Source organism: Clostridium guangxiense (assembly GCF_021043395.1).
GTDB classification, from domain to species: Bacteria; Bacillota; Clostridia; order Clostridiales; family Clostridiaceae; genus Clostridium_S; species Clostridium_S guangxiense.
In genome coordinates, this window is sequence record NZ_JAJNKE010000036.1 from 1 (window position 1) to 19466 (window position 19466).

The following is a 19466-nucleotide window of genomic DNA, read 5'->3' on the forward strand; positions in this document are numbered from 1 at the left end:
AGGAGTTTTTTTCTGCTCAACGGCATAAGCCTTTTTTCTTCCACTTGCTTAGCAAGTGGTTTCCTTCGTTACACAAATAAAGCCACGGCAAGCTATACCGTGGCACATATACATTGGAATATAGGTAAGTGGTAATCTACATCTCCTACCGCATTTCTGCGTGGTGGCGGCTACCTGTTCCGCCCTCTGATATTCCTTACATATCAATAATATTAGCATATTTTTTTATACAATACTATAATTAATTTTTAATATTTCATATCTATATGATAAAAAAATGCAGAAACACATACCCTCCATTTTCATTATTACTATCTCAACTCAATATGAATTTCCTTTCCTAAACCTTTGGCAAGTTTACTTAAGAAATCTAAAGATGGATTATAGTTTCCGCTTTCAAGCCTACTTATATTTGATTTTTGTGTTCCTACACGCTTAGCCAATTCTTCCTGAGTTAAATTTAATTCCTTTCTTGCCTTTATTACTTCAGAAATCAGCTCATAACGTGGTTTTAATTTTTCATATTCTTTTTTGAATTCACTATCTTTCATAAGTTCTTTTTTAATTATTGAAAAATCAACACTTGGTTTAGACATCTTGACACCTCTTTTCAAAATCATCTTTATACTTTCTTGCTTTTTCAAGTTCTATACTAGGTGTTTTATTAGTTTTCTTTAAAAATCCACTTAGCAATATAAATTTATTATCTTGATAAGTAAAATAAAAAATTCTTGATGCATCTGTTCCTAACTTTATTCTTAATTCATATATACCTTTGTATTTTTCTCCCTTAATAGATTTTACATATGGTTCCTTCAAATAAATTCCATGTTCTTTTAATAATTCTATTTCACTATACGCTTTTGCTCTCATTTTAGGTGAAAGTGATAATAAAAATTCCATTACAGGAATATTGCCATTTCTTCTTTGGTAAAACTCAACCTTCCATTCCACTTTTTTGCTCCTCTTTTGTAATATATGAAATTTCCTAATTAAATATTATCATATATGATAACTAAAATCAATATAATTTTATGTTCTTGATCTCTATTCTGAGATAATTATTGCATTCACTAAATATAATTAGTATCATATTTAGTCTCTTTATCTTCATCGTTCAAAGATGCTTCCAACTCTATGCCTTCTTCAATCTCCTTTATCATATCTTCATTTAGTTTTGGTTCTTTTTCCTTCTCCTTTAATCTATATAACTTTCCATTTCCTACAATTCTATACTTTTGCTTTAATTCTTCAATTTTCTTTTTAGTAAATCCACTTGCCACATAATCCTTATGATCAAAATCATAAATAAATTCTGAAATTTGAGACTCCATTTTACAGTTATTTGCTATTAAATAAAGCTTTTCTTTTGCCCTTGTCATAGCAACATATAATAATTTTTTTTCTGTATTTATAAACTCTAAAATATCTTCATTTATTAAACTTTCATCCTTATTTTCATTACTTTCTTTAATTTTTTTAATTTCAGAACTATGAGGATAAAAACTAGTATTAAAATCAACTATGAATACTACATCAAATTCTAGTCCTTTTACATCATAGGCATTAGTATAAAATATTTGCTTATCTTTCTTATAATTAAATTTATAAGAATAAGTATTCATATCAGCCATACTTTGCATAAGCAATTCTTCAAGCTTTAATCTAAATGGACTTTTATATCCTGTTTTTTTCTTTACTTCTTCTCTATGTATTATTGCTATATTTTTACTTGAATCTTCATAAAATATTTTCTTAATCTCGCTTACTATATACTTTATTGCAGTATCCCCTTCTTTTGCAACACGAATTACTGGCTTTTCACCATGCTTCACAAATTGTTTTGTTGCTAACTTGTCCTGTGAATCGTAAAAATCCAAAGAATTTGCTAAAGTAACTATTTCTGCTGTCGATCTATAATTTTTATTTAACACTCTTCTTCTTCCCTTTTGCCGTATCATTAAGCCTATATCTTCATATTTTACAGGACATTTATTATATATTTTTTGCTTTGCATCACCAGACAAAACAATGGACTTTTTAGTTAATTTACATAAAGCTTTAATCTGCATAGGATCAAGATCTTGAACCTCATCGACAAAAATATAATCATACTTTATTTCATCATTCAAAAGATAACTATTTTGCAGCATTTTTAAAGCATAATCCTCCAAATCTAACATTTCTCCATACTTATAGCTTTCTAATTGTCTTTGATATTCCTTATATATTTTAAATATTGTCTTTCTTTGATTTCTTGTAAGCCTTATGCTTTTACTTCTACCTGTTCTTTCGGTTGATAAATACTTATCGAGTTCAACAAATCCCATTGCCTTAATCCATGCAATTTCTTCAGTTACAAAGTTCATGGTATGAGTAGAATATAATCTTTCTTCGCTAGGTAAATTTTTATAGGTTTCTGAAGTTTTTTCAGTATACCTTGCAAGTATTGCTGCTATCCTTCTAAGTGAATCACCTTGATATTTTTTGATTTTTTCAACATCAAGCCTTCCAACACCATGTCCAATTACCCTTATTTGTTTTAATATTTTAGTAGCCATTTCGTGAAATGTCATTACATGTGCAATATGCTTGTCTTTATTTTCAAGGTATTCTTTTGAAGTTTCTAATCTCTTTTTAGTATCCTCTATTAAAGTAGAATTATAAGTTACAAATAAAATTTTTTCACCTTCTTCTCTTACTAATACATTAATGAATTTATATAACAGTGTTAAGCTTTTTCCAGTACCTGCATAGCCTTCTATTAAAAGCTGTTCCTCACCTTGTTCAATTATACTTATCTGTTCTGGTGAAAGATTTATTCCTTCTAAGTAACTATAGTCTTTAAAATTTTGCCATACCCTAGATAGTTTAGTAAAAAATTCTGTACTTTTATTACCTATGCTCAATTACAAAATCTCCCCTCCCACAGATATAACAATGAGGACACATCATACAATGAAATCCACTATTAAAAACATTTCCATCTAAATATTCATCTACAAATTTATCATAATATTTCTTACCATCAAATTCACCCTTGTTATATTTATTTCTTATTTTGCTTTTTTCTGTAACAATATACTTGCTTTTTAATAAATATAGTGCATAAATATTCTTAGGATAATTAATGCCATCAAAATATCTATATTCCTTTAAATTTTTTCTACTATATTCACAGTCTAAAATGTTTTTTTTCACTACATCTTCCCACTGTGGGAATAGTTTAAATATATAGTTATAAATATTTGAATACGCATTTTCTATACTATTTTTTAGCATGCTTATTAAAGCCGAAAAAACTAGTTTATGATGAAAGTCTGAATAATAAATAGGATATTCCTCAAGTATTGATGAAAATAAAAACTTCTCTTCACAAAAATCTAAATCTCTATATGCTACTTCTGGTAACTTTCGTCCTTCACTTTTAATCAATTTTTTGTCATAACTATATTTTTCCAAATATTCTATTTCATCTTCATTTACTACATCATTATAATCTAAGCTTTGTTTTGCATATCCCACACTACCGTAAAGAGCTTCAATTTGCTTTAACAAAATTGACTTACTATCATTAGTTCTAAGTCCTTCTATCCAGCTAAATTCAATTTCTTTATTAAAATTAATAAACAAATTAGCCAAAGCAAATTTTATATATGACTCAAAAGATTCCCGGCTCTGCTCTTGAAGATAAATCCCTTGTAATACTACTTCTCTATGCCATCCTTTAAGGTTTTCTTTAAATATAATTTTTAATTCGTCCATTGAAAGTATTTTTCCCATTTCTTTATACTTTTCTGTATATTCTTGATAAGCTTTATAAGATAAATCTGATACACATAGCTTTTTCTTATTCGGATAAAATAAATTGTCCCTTAACACTACTCCTTCAAGCTGATCAATAGAAAAATCTTGTTCTTGCTTTTGATATTTACTTAAAACTAAATAAGAATTAAATAACTCAGATAGTTCCTCCCTGTAAAATTTTTTTCCAAAAATATCCGGATTATTTATAACCCAATATATTTTCCTTACAATTCTTTTTTGGAGTTCATCCCCTGAATTATATAAATTAACTATATACTTATTTCTAAATAAAATAACCATGTTTTCTAAATGTGATTTTACATCTATCAATTCATTTTCAGTTTCAAATTCCTTCAATATAAATCTCTTTAATCTCAGAGAAAGTTCAAGCATATAATTTGCTGTAATATTATATTTTTCAAGATTTGCATAGCTAAATGCTCTAAATGGATTTGATAAAAATCCCTTAGTTTTATCATTTTTTATTCTATTTTTAACTTGTCCTTCAAAAATATCACTGACTTCTTCAATATCCTTTATTTTATCAATTCTATCTATTATTTCATCTATTGTACTTACTCCTGAAAAATATTCTTCATTATCCATCAAAAACGAAGAAAGACGAATTCCATTCCAATCTTTATATTGTACCCAACCTGATGTTATCATTTCTCTAAAAGTATTAAAATTAAGTTTCACAATATTATTTTCCACTTCGCAATTATATAAATTAAATATAAACCTACCTAATGTACTTTGATAACAATGATTTCTAATATTGAGATTATTTCTTTTCATGCAAGATTGTAAACTGTCCTTACAAAAAGTAACTATTATATTGTTATTTACATGTTTTTGGAAATCACAAACCTGACTATAATTTATAACCGTTACTTTTTCATTCTCAAATTCAGATAAATTATTCTTTTCAAGAAAATCTAAATATCTCAAATTTTCCTTTACAGAGGTCGAATATTTATTATTTATTGCTATATTAAAAATTGATTTATTGTTATATATCATGTTCCAACTTTTATTTACGACCTTCAAATTGTTAAAATATGGTATTCTAAATATAACTTCATAACCAGATAGTTTAAGCATTTGAGCTATCATATATCTTTTAAGATCCAAAAAATTTAAATTATAAAAGTAAACTCTTTTTATATTACAACCATCTTGATTTATTTTTCTTGATAAAATTCCACCTTTATTTTTGTTATATTTACTTCTAGCTGCAATAAAAGAATTTGATATTTTTCTTCCAATGTTAGAAAAAGATTTTATATTTAATACCTCTACGCTTACTTCTTTAAAATATTCTCTATTAATAAAATCATTAAATATTTCCTTTATGAGTTGAAGTTTTAAACCTTGTGGTTTATAATCTAACTTTCTCACTCCTGCTTCAACTAAAAATATAAGATCACTTAATAGCAAAGATAAATTTTCTTCTAAAAATTTTATTTCTCTAAGTGTTTTCTTATTAGCCCACCTATTTTTAATTTCAGTCAAAGACATTCTAAGCTGTGCCTTTAACTTTATTCTATTTATTGTGTTTGTCCAACTTGGATATATATCATTAATAAAATTTTCTATATCTATTACTCTCCATTGCTTTTCTTCACTTAAATGTGTTCTTTCTATAATCATATGTTCAAGTGAATCATTCGCAGTAATATACAACGCATCATTTTCAATTTTTAAATTGCTAAAATATTCTCTAGAATTATTATGTGTTTCCACTTTATACATAAGTTCTAGCGCCCCCTATTAGACTTTTCCAATTATTTTGGCCCTCAGTACCAATTACTCCTGATGCATTTAAAAATAATTTTCTTTTGCACCTTGTCATTGCAACATATAAAATTCTAGCTTCCTCACCTATTATTTCACTTTTTTCATCTTTTAAATAATCTGAATAATAAGAATTCGTATACTCATCTTCTCCAAGTTTAACTTTAAATCCTATATTAACCTTATTCCTATTACTCCTTAAAATAACATCAACACTTTTACTTATGATAAATCTATTTGTAAGCTTTGGCATAATAACATAATCATATTCCATACCTTTTGCTTTATGAACCGTAAGACATTGCAGAAAATCCTTTTCATATATAGCATCTAATTTTCTAGCATCTACAGTATTGTCTGTTGAAATTTTAAGTTTTAAAAATTCTTCAATTTCAAATATAGAAGACACATTGTCAGAAAAATTATCTCTTAATATAAATAATAAATGTTCTAAATTAAGCTTATACTCTAGTGTTTTGGCATAAGCTACTTTTTTATAATTGTCTTTATTCATTTTAGCTTTTAATAATTCTCTAACATAATAATTTTTAATTGGCTTTAATGCATCTATTACTTCATCAATAAGCTCCAAGATATTTATGTTATTTATCTTTTGTTGATACTCATACCACTTTTCCTTTTTTAGCATTTCCTTTAAATATTCATTTACTTCACTACTATTCTCTCGTAAAATTTTCTCCTTATTAATTTTTTCATTTATATAAGGAGTTTCTATAAATGAATACATAACATTATTTGAATTTGAATCTACAAGTGCTCTTATCATAATATAAAAATCTCTTACAGCTTCATGCCTAAAAAATTCTCCTGTAACATCAACTCTGCAAAGAATACTATTTTTATCACAAAAATTCTTAAACTTTTTTATGTCCTTATTACTTCTAAATAGAACTGCTACTGCTTCTTTTTCTTCCTTTGAATCTAATATATCCTGAAAAAATTTAGCTGCTTCAGGTGTATTTTCAATTAAAGTTTTATACTCAATTTTAGAAAGTTCATCTTTATTTTTTAAAGAATACGCACTTTCGTCATAATTAAACTTGTCTACATTTTCGCTTATTTTTATAAATATATCATTTATCTCTTTTAATAAATTGGCATCCGTTCTATAATTTCTAACCATAGAGAATTCTTTAAAATTCATATTACAAGAATTCAAGTTTTCTTTTAATCTATAAAAAGATGAATGCTCCGCTCCTCTAAAACGATATATACTTTGTTTTTCATCACCTACTACTAAAAGGTTTGCTCCAGTTATATGGCAGAAATTTGATACAAAATCTATCTGTATATTATCACTATCTTGAAATTCATCTACTATTATTAGCTCATATTCTCCCTTTGCTACATAAAACAGTTCTTTGTAAACTAGTTTTTTCATAAGATCCGCAATTTCAAATTCATAGTTTTTGCTATTTTCTAAATATTCTTGAGCTTTTTTCAGTACTATTTCAACAAGTTTTGAAAACCTAGCATCATCAGTACCAAAATCGACTTCATAATTAGTAGAATTTACATCAATAGAATAGTTATCAAGCTTTTTCCAAATAGAAAGCAATTTAGCCTCTACATCATAAATTGGATAATATTTTATAGTTTCATAAATTTCTCTATGATTTTTATACAAATAATCTAATCCCTCTGTTATAGCTTTTTTTCTATAAAATTTAAAAGTTCTAATCTTAACCTCTTTATTTAGATTTATACTCTTACCAAATTTGTTTATTAGCCTCTTTGAAAATTCATGTATGGTTGTTATAGTACATTTTACAACTTCGTCCATCATATCAAGGTACTCTGAATTTTTAGTTACATCGTAATACTTCTCCAATAGTGCTACCAATTTTTTTCTCATTTCCATACTAGCTTTATTAGTAAAAGTAATTAGTGCTGCTTTCTTAAATGTAAAATAAGGATTAGTTTTCTTTAAAAATATAAGTCTATTCATCATTGTTGTAGTCTTTCCGGTTCCCGCCCCTGATGTAACAATGTAATTCATGTTTTCTTTTGCCGTTACTATTTCATACTGCTCATAATTAAATTGTGAATTTTTATCATCACAAATACTTTTATATAATTTTTCATTTATGATATTGCCATCTTCAGCTATTATGGCAGTTTCATCAGAAAATTTTGTTTGATTTTCATATACATAAAGAAGATTGTTTTCTAAAGCTAATTTAAATATATTATCATACTTTTCATCCAATACTTTCTCTAAGTTTTCACTAAGAAATAAATGAGCAATTACACCATTTTTAAGGCATTTGACTATGTAATATATATTTTCTTCTGATAAGTTATTACTATACATTAATAATGAATATAGCGGTATATTAAACATGATTTAGCCTCCAAATAAATCGCTTTAAAATTCAGGTGATTTTATATAACTGCATTACTATTTTTCTTTGCAAAAAGCTGGTCTATATTATTTACCTTAACTTTTAATGTATTATCTAAACCATCTAGTTTATCTGCTCTTGCTGTACCATATATATCAAAATCTCGGTGACCTTTTATTAGTCTTACCTTTATACTTTGATTTTTATATTTATCTATTCTTTTAAGGTCAATACATTTAAAAATAATATCTTTATATACCACTGAAATTCTGCTTTTATTTAATGCTTTTCTTCCACATACAAAAATAAAGTATAACTTTCTACTACATTCTTCTATGGTTTTAATTTCTTCAATTTGTTTATCCGTAAAAGGGAAATTCCATATTTGACTACTCTTTGAATCACTTTCACTTGAAGGATTTTCGCTGAATTTTACATATACTCTAAAATCACCATCGTCGGTCGCAAAGTCATATATTTTTCTATTAGAATCGATCCTCTCTTCAAAAAGCGCTGGAACAATACCATTATTCAATAAGTAAGATAAAAAAGCTCCACAATAAAAATCCTCTCTTGTAATATTCATAAGATTTCACCTCTTCACTCTGAATTTGAAAATAATATATTTTAATCATAAAATTCTTAATAATGACTAATCTCAATGTTTTCCAAGAAACTTTTGAAAAAATCTTTTTACACCCGAGAATACATTTCCTAATTTTCCTTTTGAATTCTCAATTACTAAGTTTTTATTCTTATTGCTAATTGTAATATTTTCTTCCTTTTTCATCTTGTTTTTATTTGCTTGAATTTCTTCAATATTACTATTTAAAGTATTTTTTTCTTCACAATAAACTTGACTTTCAGATTTAATATTATTGTTTATAAAACGCTTATTTAATACAACTTCCTCTTGATTTTCTGTACATTCAATTGTATTGCTTTTTGTAAATCTTTTAATTTCTTTAGTTTTAACAATTTTTTTATAATAATATTTTTCAAAATCTACTCCATCAAAGAATTCATCACCAACATCCTTTTTTAACTTCTTTATCTGAAAATCGTTTGTTAATGTCAAAAAATATTTGTTATATTTTTCTGAATATGTAATTCTTCCATATGCAATTGCATATTCATCTTTTAGTAATCTAAATGGATTTTTATTATATGGATAATCTAATTTAGCAGTTAAATTTATGCCATTTAAACTATAAGAATTAACATATATGACCTTATTTTGGGGGACTATGTTGGCTACCTTAAAAATAATAAATCTTGATTTTCCAATAACATTATTTTTCAATTCATGTATTTTTATCACTGCATCATTTAAAGAAATTATTTCATTATTTGTCTTAAATCTAAACTTAATTTTTTTTAAAACCTCCTGATCATTTTTCTCTAAAATTCTTTTCATTTGATATACACTTTTTACAACATCTCTAAATACTTCTTCTCTATCTTTATCCGTTAAAAAAATATCACATCCTTTATTATCATAATAATTATTAATACTGTCCCTTTCATAAGTTGAATTTTTTATTTGTGGATATATTAAAGTGTTAATATCAACGGTTACTTCCAGTTCATCATCTTGATTACGTGCAATTTCTGTTATTTTTCTACCTTTCCAATCTTTTTGAAGATATTTAACTTGTTCCCTGACTACACCACAATTATGTCGTCCTTCATTAGGCCATGCTCTGAAAAATCCTTTTACAGTATATGTAACCCTAATTGGCGGATTACAAAATGGACAATATAATTTACCTTTATGAATTTTTTCCTGATATTCTGAATATTGAATAAAATCATCTTTATATTTTGCTACTAATAATTTTTCAGACATATTTGCCTCCAAACTTACTATTTCTAATGCAACTCACTATAATCCGCTCTCAAATAAATCTTAAACTCACTTACAGAAATTTTATACTCTCTCAATATACTTATAATAATATTCCTTATACTATTCGCACTATGATTAGTTGAAACATACAAATCCAAATCTTGAATTTTTCTTGGTGCTCTTAATATATCTTCTTCCTTGTAGGCAAAATAGGTAACCTTTTTACCGTTCATTCTTTCATTTTTAGGGAAACTCATTATTAAATTTTTATCTATAGTAGACACAATATTGCAAGTTTGAAGAAGCATGTCCTTCCAATCCCTAACGTTATGCTTTGTTCCTTTTAGTTCAAAAGCAGCTGGTCTTTTATGTGTGAAATCCTCATATAACGTGTGCTCAATATTTGAATCAACTATATAATCATTATAATTTGGAATTTCTCTTTCTTCCTTTTCTTCTATAGTTAAATTATCACCCTGTTCTACTTCTATACCCAAATTATCTGCTATATCTTGGATCTTTAATGCAATATTATTAAGATTACATTCTCTTTTTCTATACTCATCCGCCTTAGCAAAATTTCTTTCCTTTTTAATTATTTCTCCCGATTTTTCTTCAATTGTATCAATAGTACTTTGAAGAACATTTTCTAATAATTCTAAGCCTTCTTTTAAATCATTTGAGCATTTAGGAAAATTCTTATTTAAAAAATCGTACATTTCGTCGTTAATTAATTTTTCATCCATAAGTTTCACTTCCTTTAACTTAATAACTAATAATATATTTATATACAGTATAACCCCTAAAATAAGCTGAGTCAGGCTCAAGTCTATTTTAAGCATCATATTCAGTTTTATCTTCTGCAACCATATCAGAATTTAACATCCCATCATAGGTTGATGATTCATTGCTACACATTAATTCAACCTGCTTCATTACAACTTCCAAAGCTTCTTTAGCTTCATCTGGTGGATAATCATACTTTTTTAAAAGTCTCCTAACAATTTTTCTCATAGTTGCTTGAGCTTGAACTCTTACATTAAAATCAATAGTAACATTTTTTCTGATAGAATCCGTTAATTCTTGAGCTATTTTTTTTAGTGTAGCATCATCATAAAATGCTCTGGCAGCTTCGTCCTTGGATAGTGCATAGTAAAAAGCTATCTCATCTTTATTTAAACCAAGTTTTTTCTCATCCTCATGCATTTTTTTAATTTCCTTTGCCATATCAATAAGTTCCTGGATAACCTCTGCATTGGTGATTGACTGGTTTCTATACTTATTTAAAGATTTTTTCATTTTCTCAGAAAAAAGTTCAGACTTAACCAAATTGCTCTTTTCCATTACTTTTACTTCACCTTCAAGTAATTTCTTTAACATCTCAAGTGCTAGGTTCTTTGTTTTCATGGATTTAACTTCTTCAAGGAACTCTTCATCAAGAATAGATACGTCTGGTCTCTTTAGTCCCATTACTTCGAAAACATCAACGACTTCCTCAGATATAATTGACTTTTCAAGCATTTGATTTACTCTTTTTTCAATTTCCGTTTTAGATAATGCTTTGCTACTCCTTGTTTGAAGCTTTGCAAGACTAGCTTTTACAGCTTTAAAATAACTTACTTCAAGTGCAATTTCTTTACCTTCTTCTGATGCAGCACAAAGACCATGTGCCTTGCCAAGTTCCGTTGCAAACTGTTTAAAATCCTTTTGATCCTTCTCGTCTTTAGATAAAACAAAATCCATGCCCTCTGTTATAGCTCTCATTCGTTTAACCTGAGATTTTCCCATGTAACCTGAATAATCTAATCCATGAAACATTCCTCTTAAAATTTCAAGTTTTTCGAGCATAATGGCAATAGCCTCACTCGTATCTATACCTGTGTTTTGCCTGTCACTTGCAGTATACTCATTAAGTGCTTTCTTTAAGCTTTCAAGAATACCAATGTAATCAACAACAACTCCACCTTCTTTATCTTTAAAAACTCTATTAACCCTGGCAATTGCCTGCATAAGATTGTGACCTTTCATAGGCTTGTCTATATACATTGTATGAAGTGAAGGTACATCAAAACCTGTAAGCCACATATCTCTTACAATTACAATTTTAAGTTCGTCATTGTCATCCTTCATTCTATTAGATAAAGTATCACGTCTTTGTTTGCCTCCAGTATGTTTTTGAAGTCTTTCTTCATCTGCTGCTGTTCCTGTCATTACAACTTTTATTTTACCTTTATTTACATCATCGCTATGCCACTGTGGCCTTAAAGCTACAATAGCATCATATAAATCTACACATATTTTTCGGCTCATGCACACAATCATTGCTTTACCATCCATAACCTTTGCTTTAGCTTCGTAATGATTTACTATGTCTTGTGCTAATTTTTTAATTCTATTTGGCGAACCTACTACTGCTTCAATTCTTGACCATTTTGATTTATTCTTTTCCTTTTCTATTTCTTCTTGACCTTCTGTAATTTCTTCAAATTCATCGTCAATTTCCTTTAAAGCATCTTCATTTGTTTCAAGTTTTATTATTCTATTTTCATAATAGATTTTAACAGTAGCCTTGTCCTCCACTGCTCTAGTCATATCATATATATCAATATAATTTCCAAAAACCTCTGTGGTTGATTTATCTTCAAATTCAATAGGAGTTCCAGTGAAACCAATGTAAGAGGCATTAGGAAGAGCATCTCTCATATACTTTGCATAACCAAATTTAACATCACCAGTTTTTATGTTTGTCTTTGCTTCCAATCCATATTGACTTCTATGAGCTTCATCTGCAATAATTATTACATTTCTTCTATCTGTTAGTACTGGCATTTCGCCCTCTTCTGGCATAAATTTTTGAATGGTTGTAAATATAATTCCTCCAGACTGTCTTTCATTTAGAAGATCATAAAGTCCATTTATTTCTCTTGAATTTTCCTTTGCCTTTGCTTTTTTTTGTTCATCAGTTAATTTTCTAACATCCGCCTTCTTTGGCTCTTGCCTTAAAATTTCCTGTGATTTTGCAAAGGTTCCATAAAGCTGATCGTCCAAATCATTTCTGTCTGTTATAACCACAATAGTTGGATTATTGAGTTCCTTTACAAGCCTTGCTGTATAAAACACCATAGAAAAACTTTTGCCTGACCCTTGAGTATGCCAAACAACACCTATTTTTCTATCTCCATTTTCACTAGTTGCAATTTTTGTCTTTTCCACTGCTTTTTTTACTGCAAAGTATTGATGATAAGCAGCTAATATTTTTATAACGGTCTTTTTACCTCCTACTTTTTTACCTTTACTGTCATAATCGCTTGTACTATTTTCTTGAAATAATATAAAATTTGAAATTATATCAAGAAGCCTTTCCTTGCTTAGCATGCCTTTAAATAAAGTTTCATACTGAGGAATAGTAAGAGGTGCAACATTTATACCATCCTCACTTCTCCAATTCATAAAACGCTCTATATTTGAAGTAATAGTTCCAGCCTTTGCATTAATACCATCAGATATAATACAAAAAGCATTGTAGTTGAAAAGATTTTCTATATCTCTTTTATATGTTTGAATTTGATGATATGCATTTTCGATTCCCACATTTTCATCTGAAGCTGATTTTAGTTCTATTACTACAAGTGGTATTCCATTGATAAATATAATAAGATCTGGTCTTCTATTTTCTAATCCTTTTATGGTGAATTGATTTACTACTAAAAAATCATTTTTATATTTATCCTCAAAATCAATTAAATAAGCTCTTTTGGTTCTAATCAATCCTTTTTCCTTGAAAGAAACCTCTATGCCTTCTGTTAAAAGCTTATGAAAGTAGTGATTATTTTCAACCAAAGATGGACTGTTAAATGTAATTATTTGTCTATATGCATCTTCAAGGGCACTTCTTGGAATATCTTTATTGATTCTAAAAAGTGCATCCTTTACCCTATTTTCTAAAATAACCTCTTTATAATCGCTTCTTTCTGGCTCCCCACCATCATAAGCAATATCTGGTCCAAATTTATGTTCATAACCTAATTCATCAGTTAAAATTTCAATTGCAGCCTCTTCAAGCAAGTCTTCAGTAAAATTTTCTGGTATACTCATGAATAACACCCCCACTTTTTAATTGAGAATGTAGAATTAAAAAAGCTCTAATTTATAATTTTGATTTTCAATTCTTTACTCTCACTTATTAATCATTCTGTTCTTTGCTGTTTTTATTATTGAATTTAGCATCTTTTGATTTTAATTATCTATTGGTACTCTTATTTCACCCGACATTAATTTTGGTAGAATAGAATCTCTAATCTCGCTAAGTTTAATATTTTCATCGCCATTTATTTGAATCTTTTTTATAATAGCTCTAGCAAATATACTAAATTTCTCAATACATTCTTTCGATGGTTTTATAATATCAAAATCACAAATAAATGTATTTATATCAAAATTCTTAATTCCTGTTGTACCATTCTCGTATTGAAAAAAAACATTCTGATCATATAATTTTTGCCAGTAAAAAAAGAAATATTCCATATAATCTTTATTCTTCAACGTAATAGCCCTACAAAAATTTGTACACACAAAATCAGCATCATATTTGCCAAACATCTCCTGAGTAATATAGGTTATTCTTCCAGTAGATTGAGTTGGACTACCACCTGATATTTCTATAACTAAATCTCCTGAATTTAGCTTTTTGTTCTTGTAATTTTTTTCAAGTATATACCTTTTAGGTAACTTTCCTTTATTTCCACATCTGACTTCAGGTATATCTGCACCTCTTAAACAATAGACTTTCTTTTTGTAATTTCCTTGAAGACTTTCTTTTCCCCAATCCCCACCTAAAATAGTATCAATAAAATCTATAAACTTTCCAGTTTTCCACTTCTTAGGGATCATACCCATTTCACTTTTTACCATTTCACCACCACTAGATTTATAAGGCTTTCCATCCTTATTTGGAAATTCAAAATCTACAAACCAATGTTTAAAGATTTCTTGAGCTATAGATTCAAGAGTTTTGTTAATTTGATTGTTGAGTTCTATTTTTTCGTCTAAAGTAGAAAGAATATGAGCTATTGATTTTTGTTCTTCTATTGATGGAATAAATATTATCACTTTTCTAAACTCTGACTGCTTTATTCCTGTCACAGTGGTACCTGTCTCACGTGATTTAAGTTGATATTGTCCAATTGATGACATTAAATAATATCTTAAATAGTCATTAATCAAATATTTTTCATTACCTCTCAATGTTAGCACTCTTTGTGCAATAGCAACTTTATCTCTATCTAATTTTGCAACATAGCCTAGTGGTGCTTCAGTTGTAAGCAATATATCTCCTTTTTTAGGGAACCCCCTTGTCATAAATTTTTTATAAGTTTCTTCTGAGATATAATAGGCATTAGAATAATCAATATAGCCATTTTTTACTGATTTAGCACTTAAAGTTACAATTCCGCTTTTAGATTTTTTAGGTGTTTTTCCTCTATAATCAATTATTTCACTTAAACTATTTTCCATTGTATCAACTTTCCAATCTGATGGAAGATTTTCTAAATTGCTCTCTTTAAATTTCATACCCAATCCCCCTCAAGTTCTTCCTAATCTCTTCTTCCAACTCACGCGACTTATCAAAAAGCTCTCCAAGTTCACTAGTCAGGCTTTCCATCTTCTCCTCAAATGGAATTCCATCATCCTCTGCCTCCTTAATTCCAACATATCTTCCAGGAGTAAGCACATAATCATTTTCTCTTACATCTTCAAGTGTTGCTACCTTACAAAATCCTTTTACATCCTCATACTCGCCTAATTTCCCATCATTCAAGTTTCTCCACTTATGATATGTATCAGCAATTTTTGCAATATCTTTTTCGCTTAATTCCCTATGCCTTCTATCTATCATTTCTCCAAGCTGTCTTGCATCAATAAATAGTATTTCCTTTTCTCTATTTCTGTATTTCAAATTTGTTTTATTTCTATTTAAAATCCATAAAGATACTGGAATTCCTGTAGAATAAAAAAGTTTATCCGGCATTGCTATAATACAATCTACTAAATCATCTTCTAATATATTTTTTCTAATTTCTCCTTCATTTGAAGTATTGGAACTCAAAGCTCCATTTGCAAGAACAACTCCTGCTACTCCATTAGGTGATAAATGATAAATCATATGTTGAAGCCATGCATAGTTAGCATTTCCTTCTGGTGGCACACCATATACCCATCTCACATCCTCTGTAAGCTGATCTCCTCCCCAGTCACTTATGTTAAAAGGTGGATTTGCTAAAATGTAATCTGCTTTCATATTCTTGTGAAAATCATTGTGGAAAGTGTCTCCATGTTCCGATCCAATATTACCTTCTAAGCCTCTAATAGCTAAGTTCATCTTGCAAAGCTTCCAAGTTGTAGCATTAAGTTCTTGACCAAAAATAGATAAATCTGCTATTCTTCCTTTATGCTCTTCTATAAATTTTTCACTTTGAACAAACATACCACCAGAACCACAACAAGGATCATATATACGTCCTTTAAAAGGCTCTATCATACTAACCAAGGTTTTAACAACAGAAGTAGGTGTATAGAATTCTCCACCGCCTTTTCCTTCAGCACTTGCAAATTTGCCAAGAAAATATTCATAAACCCTTCCAAGTAAATCTTTTTCCTCTTTTGTGTGAAGCTTAATAGTTGAAATTAAATCAATGAGTTCTCCAAGCCTTCTTTTATCTATTTCCGGTCTTGCATAGCGCTTTTCAAGTACATTTTTTAAGGTTTTATTTTCTTTTTCAATTAAAATCATTGCATCATCAATTATTTGACCTATTTTTTCACTTTTAGCATTATCTCTTATATATTCCCATCTTGCTTCTTTGGGCACCCAAAATATATTTTCTGAAAGATATTCATCTAGTTCCTCTTCAAAACCTTCTCCTTCATCAACTAATTCATTGTACTTCGTTTCAAATTTATCTGATATATACTTAAGAAATATAAGTCCCAAAACCACATGCTTATATTCACTTGCATCCATACTACCTCTAAGCTTATCTGATGCTTTCCATAGTGTTTCTTCAAATCCAATGTTTCCTGTAACTTCTGCCATTTATATCTCCCCTTAATAGTTATTATCATCAAGCACTTCAAAAAGTGCCTCTTCAAATTCTTCCTGTTCTTCTCCAGTTCCAATATCTCCTGGAAGTACATTTAAATAATGTGCCAAACCTTGAATAGTTTTATGAAGAATGATTTCCGTCCCTGCTTTTTCAAGGAGTTCAACCATAATCCTGTAGGTATCCATAAAAGGATGATTATCTACTGCCTCTATAGATTCTTTAAAACGCTCAATGAGTTTAGCCTTTTCAATGCTTCTTTCAATGGAATTCATTTCTTCCTTATCATAAACAGGTACTTCTCTTAAATAATCTGCACCTTCATTTAAAACTTTATCATATTTCTTTATAACTGGTTGCAAGTCTCTTTTTAATTTTTCCTTTTGAATTTCTAATTTTTCTATTTCGTCAAGTTCTTTAGAAAAATACTTTTCATCAACATGAAAAATATTTCTCAATGTAGGAAGGTACTTCTTAGGAATTTTTTGCTTTCCCTTTATCCACATATTTATATTTTGTTTTTTTATTCCCAAGTGTTCTGCTAATTCTATATGTTGCATACTGTAAAGTCCTAAAATGTACTCTAACCCTATCAATTAATCACCACCTAACTATGTAGTTTTATTAGTCAATCGCTTTTTATCCTCATAAAATTTCGATGATTCTACGAATTTTATGAGAAATAAATAGCTGATTGGCTTAAAAGTACATTGTCTTAGTCAATATAAGCATATAGTATTCCTTTTTAATCGCTTGGTCAATGGTTTTAACAAACTAATTTATATTTCTTCAATTTTTACATTCTCATTTTCATATATTGCTGTCAGCATTGTACCTTTTAGATATACACTAAATGGATATTTCTTTCTCTCCTTAATAACTTTAGTTACTTTTAATGCTAAACTATTAAATTCCTCATCAAAATCATCACCATACATATATTCTTCTCCTACAGCTTCTATTTGAGCTCTATCTTTAAATGTTACTTTAATCTTTTTGCCATTAAATTTTGATAAATCAATCATTATTTTCTTCTCCTCTTTACTTAGCTACCCCAAATAAATCATAAAAATAATCTATATCATCCTCTAGCTGATTTTGCATATCTTCATAATTAATGTAAGTTTGTTTATCATATAAACAGTGTACATGCTTTATTGTAAATGGATCTTTACCACATACTTTATAGGCTGTTATAACTACTTTAACACTTTTCTTGTGTCTTCCTATTACCACCCTAAAAATATCTTCTCCAAATTTTTTTTCGTAATAAAGCACTGAACTTTTTCTAGATGATTTATAAACATAATCTGGATTAGTTAAAATTTCTTCAATTTTATTCATTGATATTTCTGGATGACTAATTTTAATATGCATTTTGTAATTTCTATTGTACAGAATTATTTTTTTATGTAATCTTCCTTCTAATTTAAAAATTATAGAATTATCCTCATAATAATGTTTCACATCTTTCATCCCCAAACATTTTATTGTCTTAGTCAATATAATTATATTATGCCTTTTTATTGTCTTAGTCAATATCTTATACAAAAAATTTTATTATTTTGATATTATATAATTTATAGGGATAAAAGAAATACAGAGCATAAAAGCCCTGATAAATTTTTATTATTTAATTTTCTAGATACTATTTCAACACTTTCTTCGCATCATAATCTTTTAATATCATGCGTATCATCCCTGCTATTGTAGCTTTATTACAGTATGGTTCTCCAAAATGATATGAAGTTTCTTTAAACTTATTTTTAAAAGCTCCTGCAAAACTTTTAATATCTGTAATTTTTCGCTTCTTTAATTCTTCTTCAAATGACTTATTATAAATAAATTCATACTCTTTCATAGCTTGTAGTATCCAAAACCTATCATAAAATGGTGTACCATAAGCCCTAATCCAATCCCACATTATTTCTGAATCCTTAACATTAGGATTTTCAATGTGACAACGATGACAAAGCAAAACAAGATTATCTGGATAATTCTTTCCTCCAAGAAATTGTGGAATAATATGACATCTTTCTAATTCAGCTCTACATCCACACCTCCAACATCTTTCATATGATTCCGCAGCATCTACACTTAAACCACGTTCCTCTATGCCAGCCACTTTGAACCAATATTTTACAATTTGTTCTTTTGTCGTATTCATACTATTTTCCTCCTTATCTTAAGAACACTTATATTTAATAAAATTAAGCACTATTAATATTTTGACATTCTACAAATATTCTAAACCGTGATATATTTTATATAAAATTCAAAGCGTATCGTTTTAACAATCAAAATAGTTTTCCAAATATATTGATAATAACATCATAACTTTAGGAAAATAAAAAAGCCCTAGATTTTAATCTAAGACTTATATTATAAAAATGACATTTAAATTGAAAATTAACTGTATTCTCAATAAAACATATTTTTACTTCACGGATATCTAAAACAAATTCATCTATAACTTCTTTGCTTAGTCTACATAGCTAATTTTTATTTTTCTTACATAAAAAATCCAATCTTAACACTTGAATTTCA

At 28.1% G+C, this 19466-nt stretch carries 15 protein-coding genes; all 15 read right to left on the bottom strand.

Annotated features, from left to right (window positions below; translation table 11 throughout):
• Positions 1-311: 311 nt before the first annotated feature.
• Positions 312-596 carry a helix-turn-helix domain-containing protein gene (locus tag LQK79_RS16430; RefSeq protein ID WP_231017214.1) on the bottom strand — a complete coding sequence of 95 codons (285 nt, stop codon included), beginning with the start codon at positions 594-596 and terminating at the stop codon, positions 312-314.
• Positions 589-954 carry a type II toxin-antitoxin system RelE/ParE family toxin gene (locus LQK79_RS16435; protein ID WP_231017215.1) on the bottom strand — a complete coding sequence of 122 codons (366 nt, stop codon included), beginning with the start codon at positions 952-954 and terminating at the stop codon, positions 589-591. Before LQK79_RS16435 ends, LQK79_RS16430 begins: the two co-directional genes overlap by 8 nt.
• 119 nt (positions 955-1073) lie before the next feature.
• A complete protein-coding gene (locus tag LQK79_RS16440) occupies positions 1074-2909 on the bottom strand; it encodes a UvrD-helicase domain-containing protein (protein WP_231017216.1) in 1836 nt (611 codons plus the stop codon).
• Positions 2896-5562, bottom strand: a complete 2667-nt coding sequence (locus LQK79_RS16445; RefSeq protein WP_231017217.1) for a hypothetical protein — start codon at positions 5560-5562, stop codon at positions 2896-2898. Before LQK79_RS16445 ends, LQK79_RS16440 begins: the two co-directional genes overlap by 14 nt.
• Positions 5555-7969, bottom strand: coding sequence for a UvrD-helicase domain-containing protein (locus LQK79_RS16450; protein ID WP_231017218.1), 2415 nt, complete (start codon positions 7967-7969; stop codon positions 5555-5557). The genes LQK79_RS16445 and LQK79_RS16450 overlap by 8 nt, the downstream gene beginning before the upstream one ends.
• 41 nt (positions 7970-8010) lie before the next feature.
• Positions 8011-8556, bottom strand: a complete 546-nt coding sequence (locus LQK79_RS16455) for a hypothetical protein (protein ID WP_231017219.1) — start codon at positions 8554-8556, stop codon at positions 8011-8013.
• Positions 8557-8628: 72 nt separating this feature from the next.
• Positions 8629-9819 carry a hypothetical protein gene (locus LQK79_RS16460; RefSeq protein ID WP_231017220.1) on the bottom strand — a complete coding sequence of 397 codons (1191 nt, stop codon included), beginning with the start codon at positions 9817-9819 and terminating at the stop codon, positions 8629-8631.
• A 23-nt stretch (positions 9820-9842) separates the two neighbouring features.
• Positions 9843-10565, bottom strand: coding sequence for a hypothetical protein (locus LQK79_RS16465; protein ID WP_231017221.1), 723 nt, complete (start codon positions 10563-10565; stop codon positions 9843-9845).
• An 88-nt stretch (positions 10566-10653) separates the two neighbouring features.
• Complete coding sequence (locus tag LQK79_RS16470; RefSeq protein WP_231017222.1) at positions 10654-13914, bottom strand: type I restriction endonuclease subunit R; 3261 nt, start codon at positions 13912-13914, stop codon at positions 10654-10656.
• A 141-nt stretch (positions 13915-14055) separates the two neighbouring features.
• Positions 14056-15390 (bottom strand): restriction endonuclease subunit S, encoded by a 1335-nt coding sequence (locus LQK79_RS16475; RefSeq protein ID WP_231017223.1) that lies wholly within the window; start codon positions 15388-15390, stop codon positions 14056-14058.
• Complete coding sequence (locus LQK79_RS16480; RefSeq protein ID WP_231017224.1) at positions 15380-16912, bottom strand: class I SAM-dependent DNA methyltransferase; 1533 nt, start codon at positions 16910-16912, stop codon at positions 15380-15382. Before LQK79_RS16480 ends, LQK79_RS16475 begins: the two co-directional genes overlap by 11 nt.
• A gap of 12 nt (positions 16913-16924) precedes the next feature.
• On the bottom strand, positions 16925-17515 hold the full coding sequence (locus LQK79_RS16485; RefSeq protein ID WP_231017225.1) for a helix-turn-helix domain-containing protein: 591 nt from the start codon (positions 17513-17515) through the stop codon (positions 16925-16927).
• Positions 17516-17698: 183 nt separating this feature from the next.
• Complete coding sequence (locus LQK79_RS16490; protein ID WP_231017226.1) at positions 17699-17944, bottom strand: hypothetical protein; 246 nt, start codon at positions 17942-17944, stop codon at positions 17699-17701.
• Between the two features lie 16 nt (positions 17945-17960).
• The gene (locus LQK79_RS16495; protein WP_231017227.1) at positions 17961-18386 is read right to left on the bottom strand and encodes a DUF4258 domain-containing protein; all 426 of its coding nucleotides are present in this window, start codon (positions 18384-18386) and stop codon (positions 17961-17963) included.
• A gap of 181 nt (positions 18387-18567) precedes the next feature.
• Entirely contained in the window at positions 18568-19086 is a 519-nt protein-coding gene (locus tag LQK79_RS16500; RefSeq protein WP_231017228.1) for an HNH endonuclease, read from the bottom strand.
• Between the last annotated feature and the right edge of the window lie 380 nt (positions 19087-19466).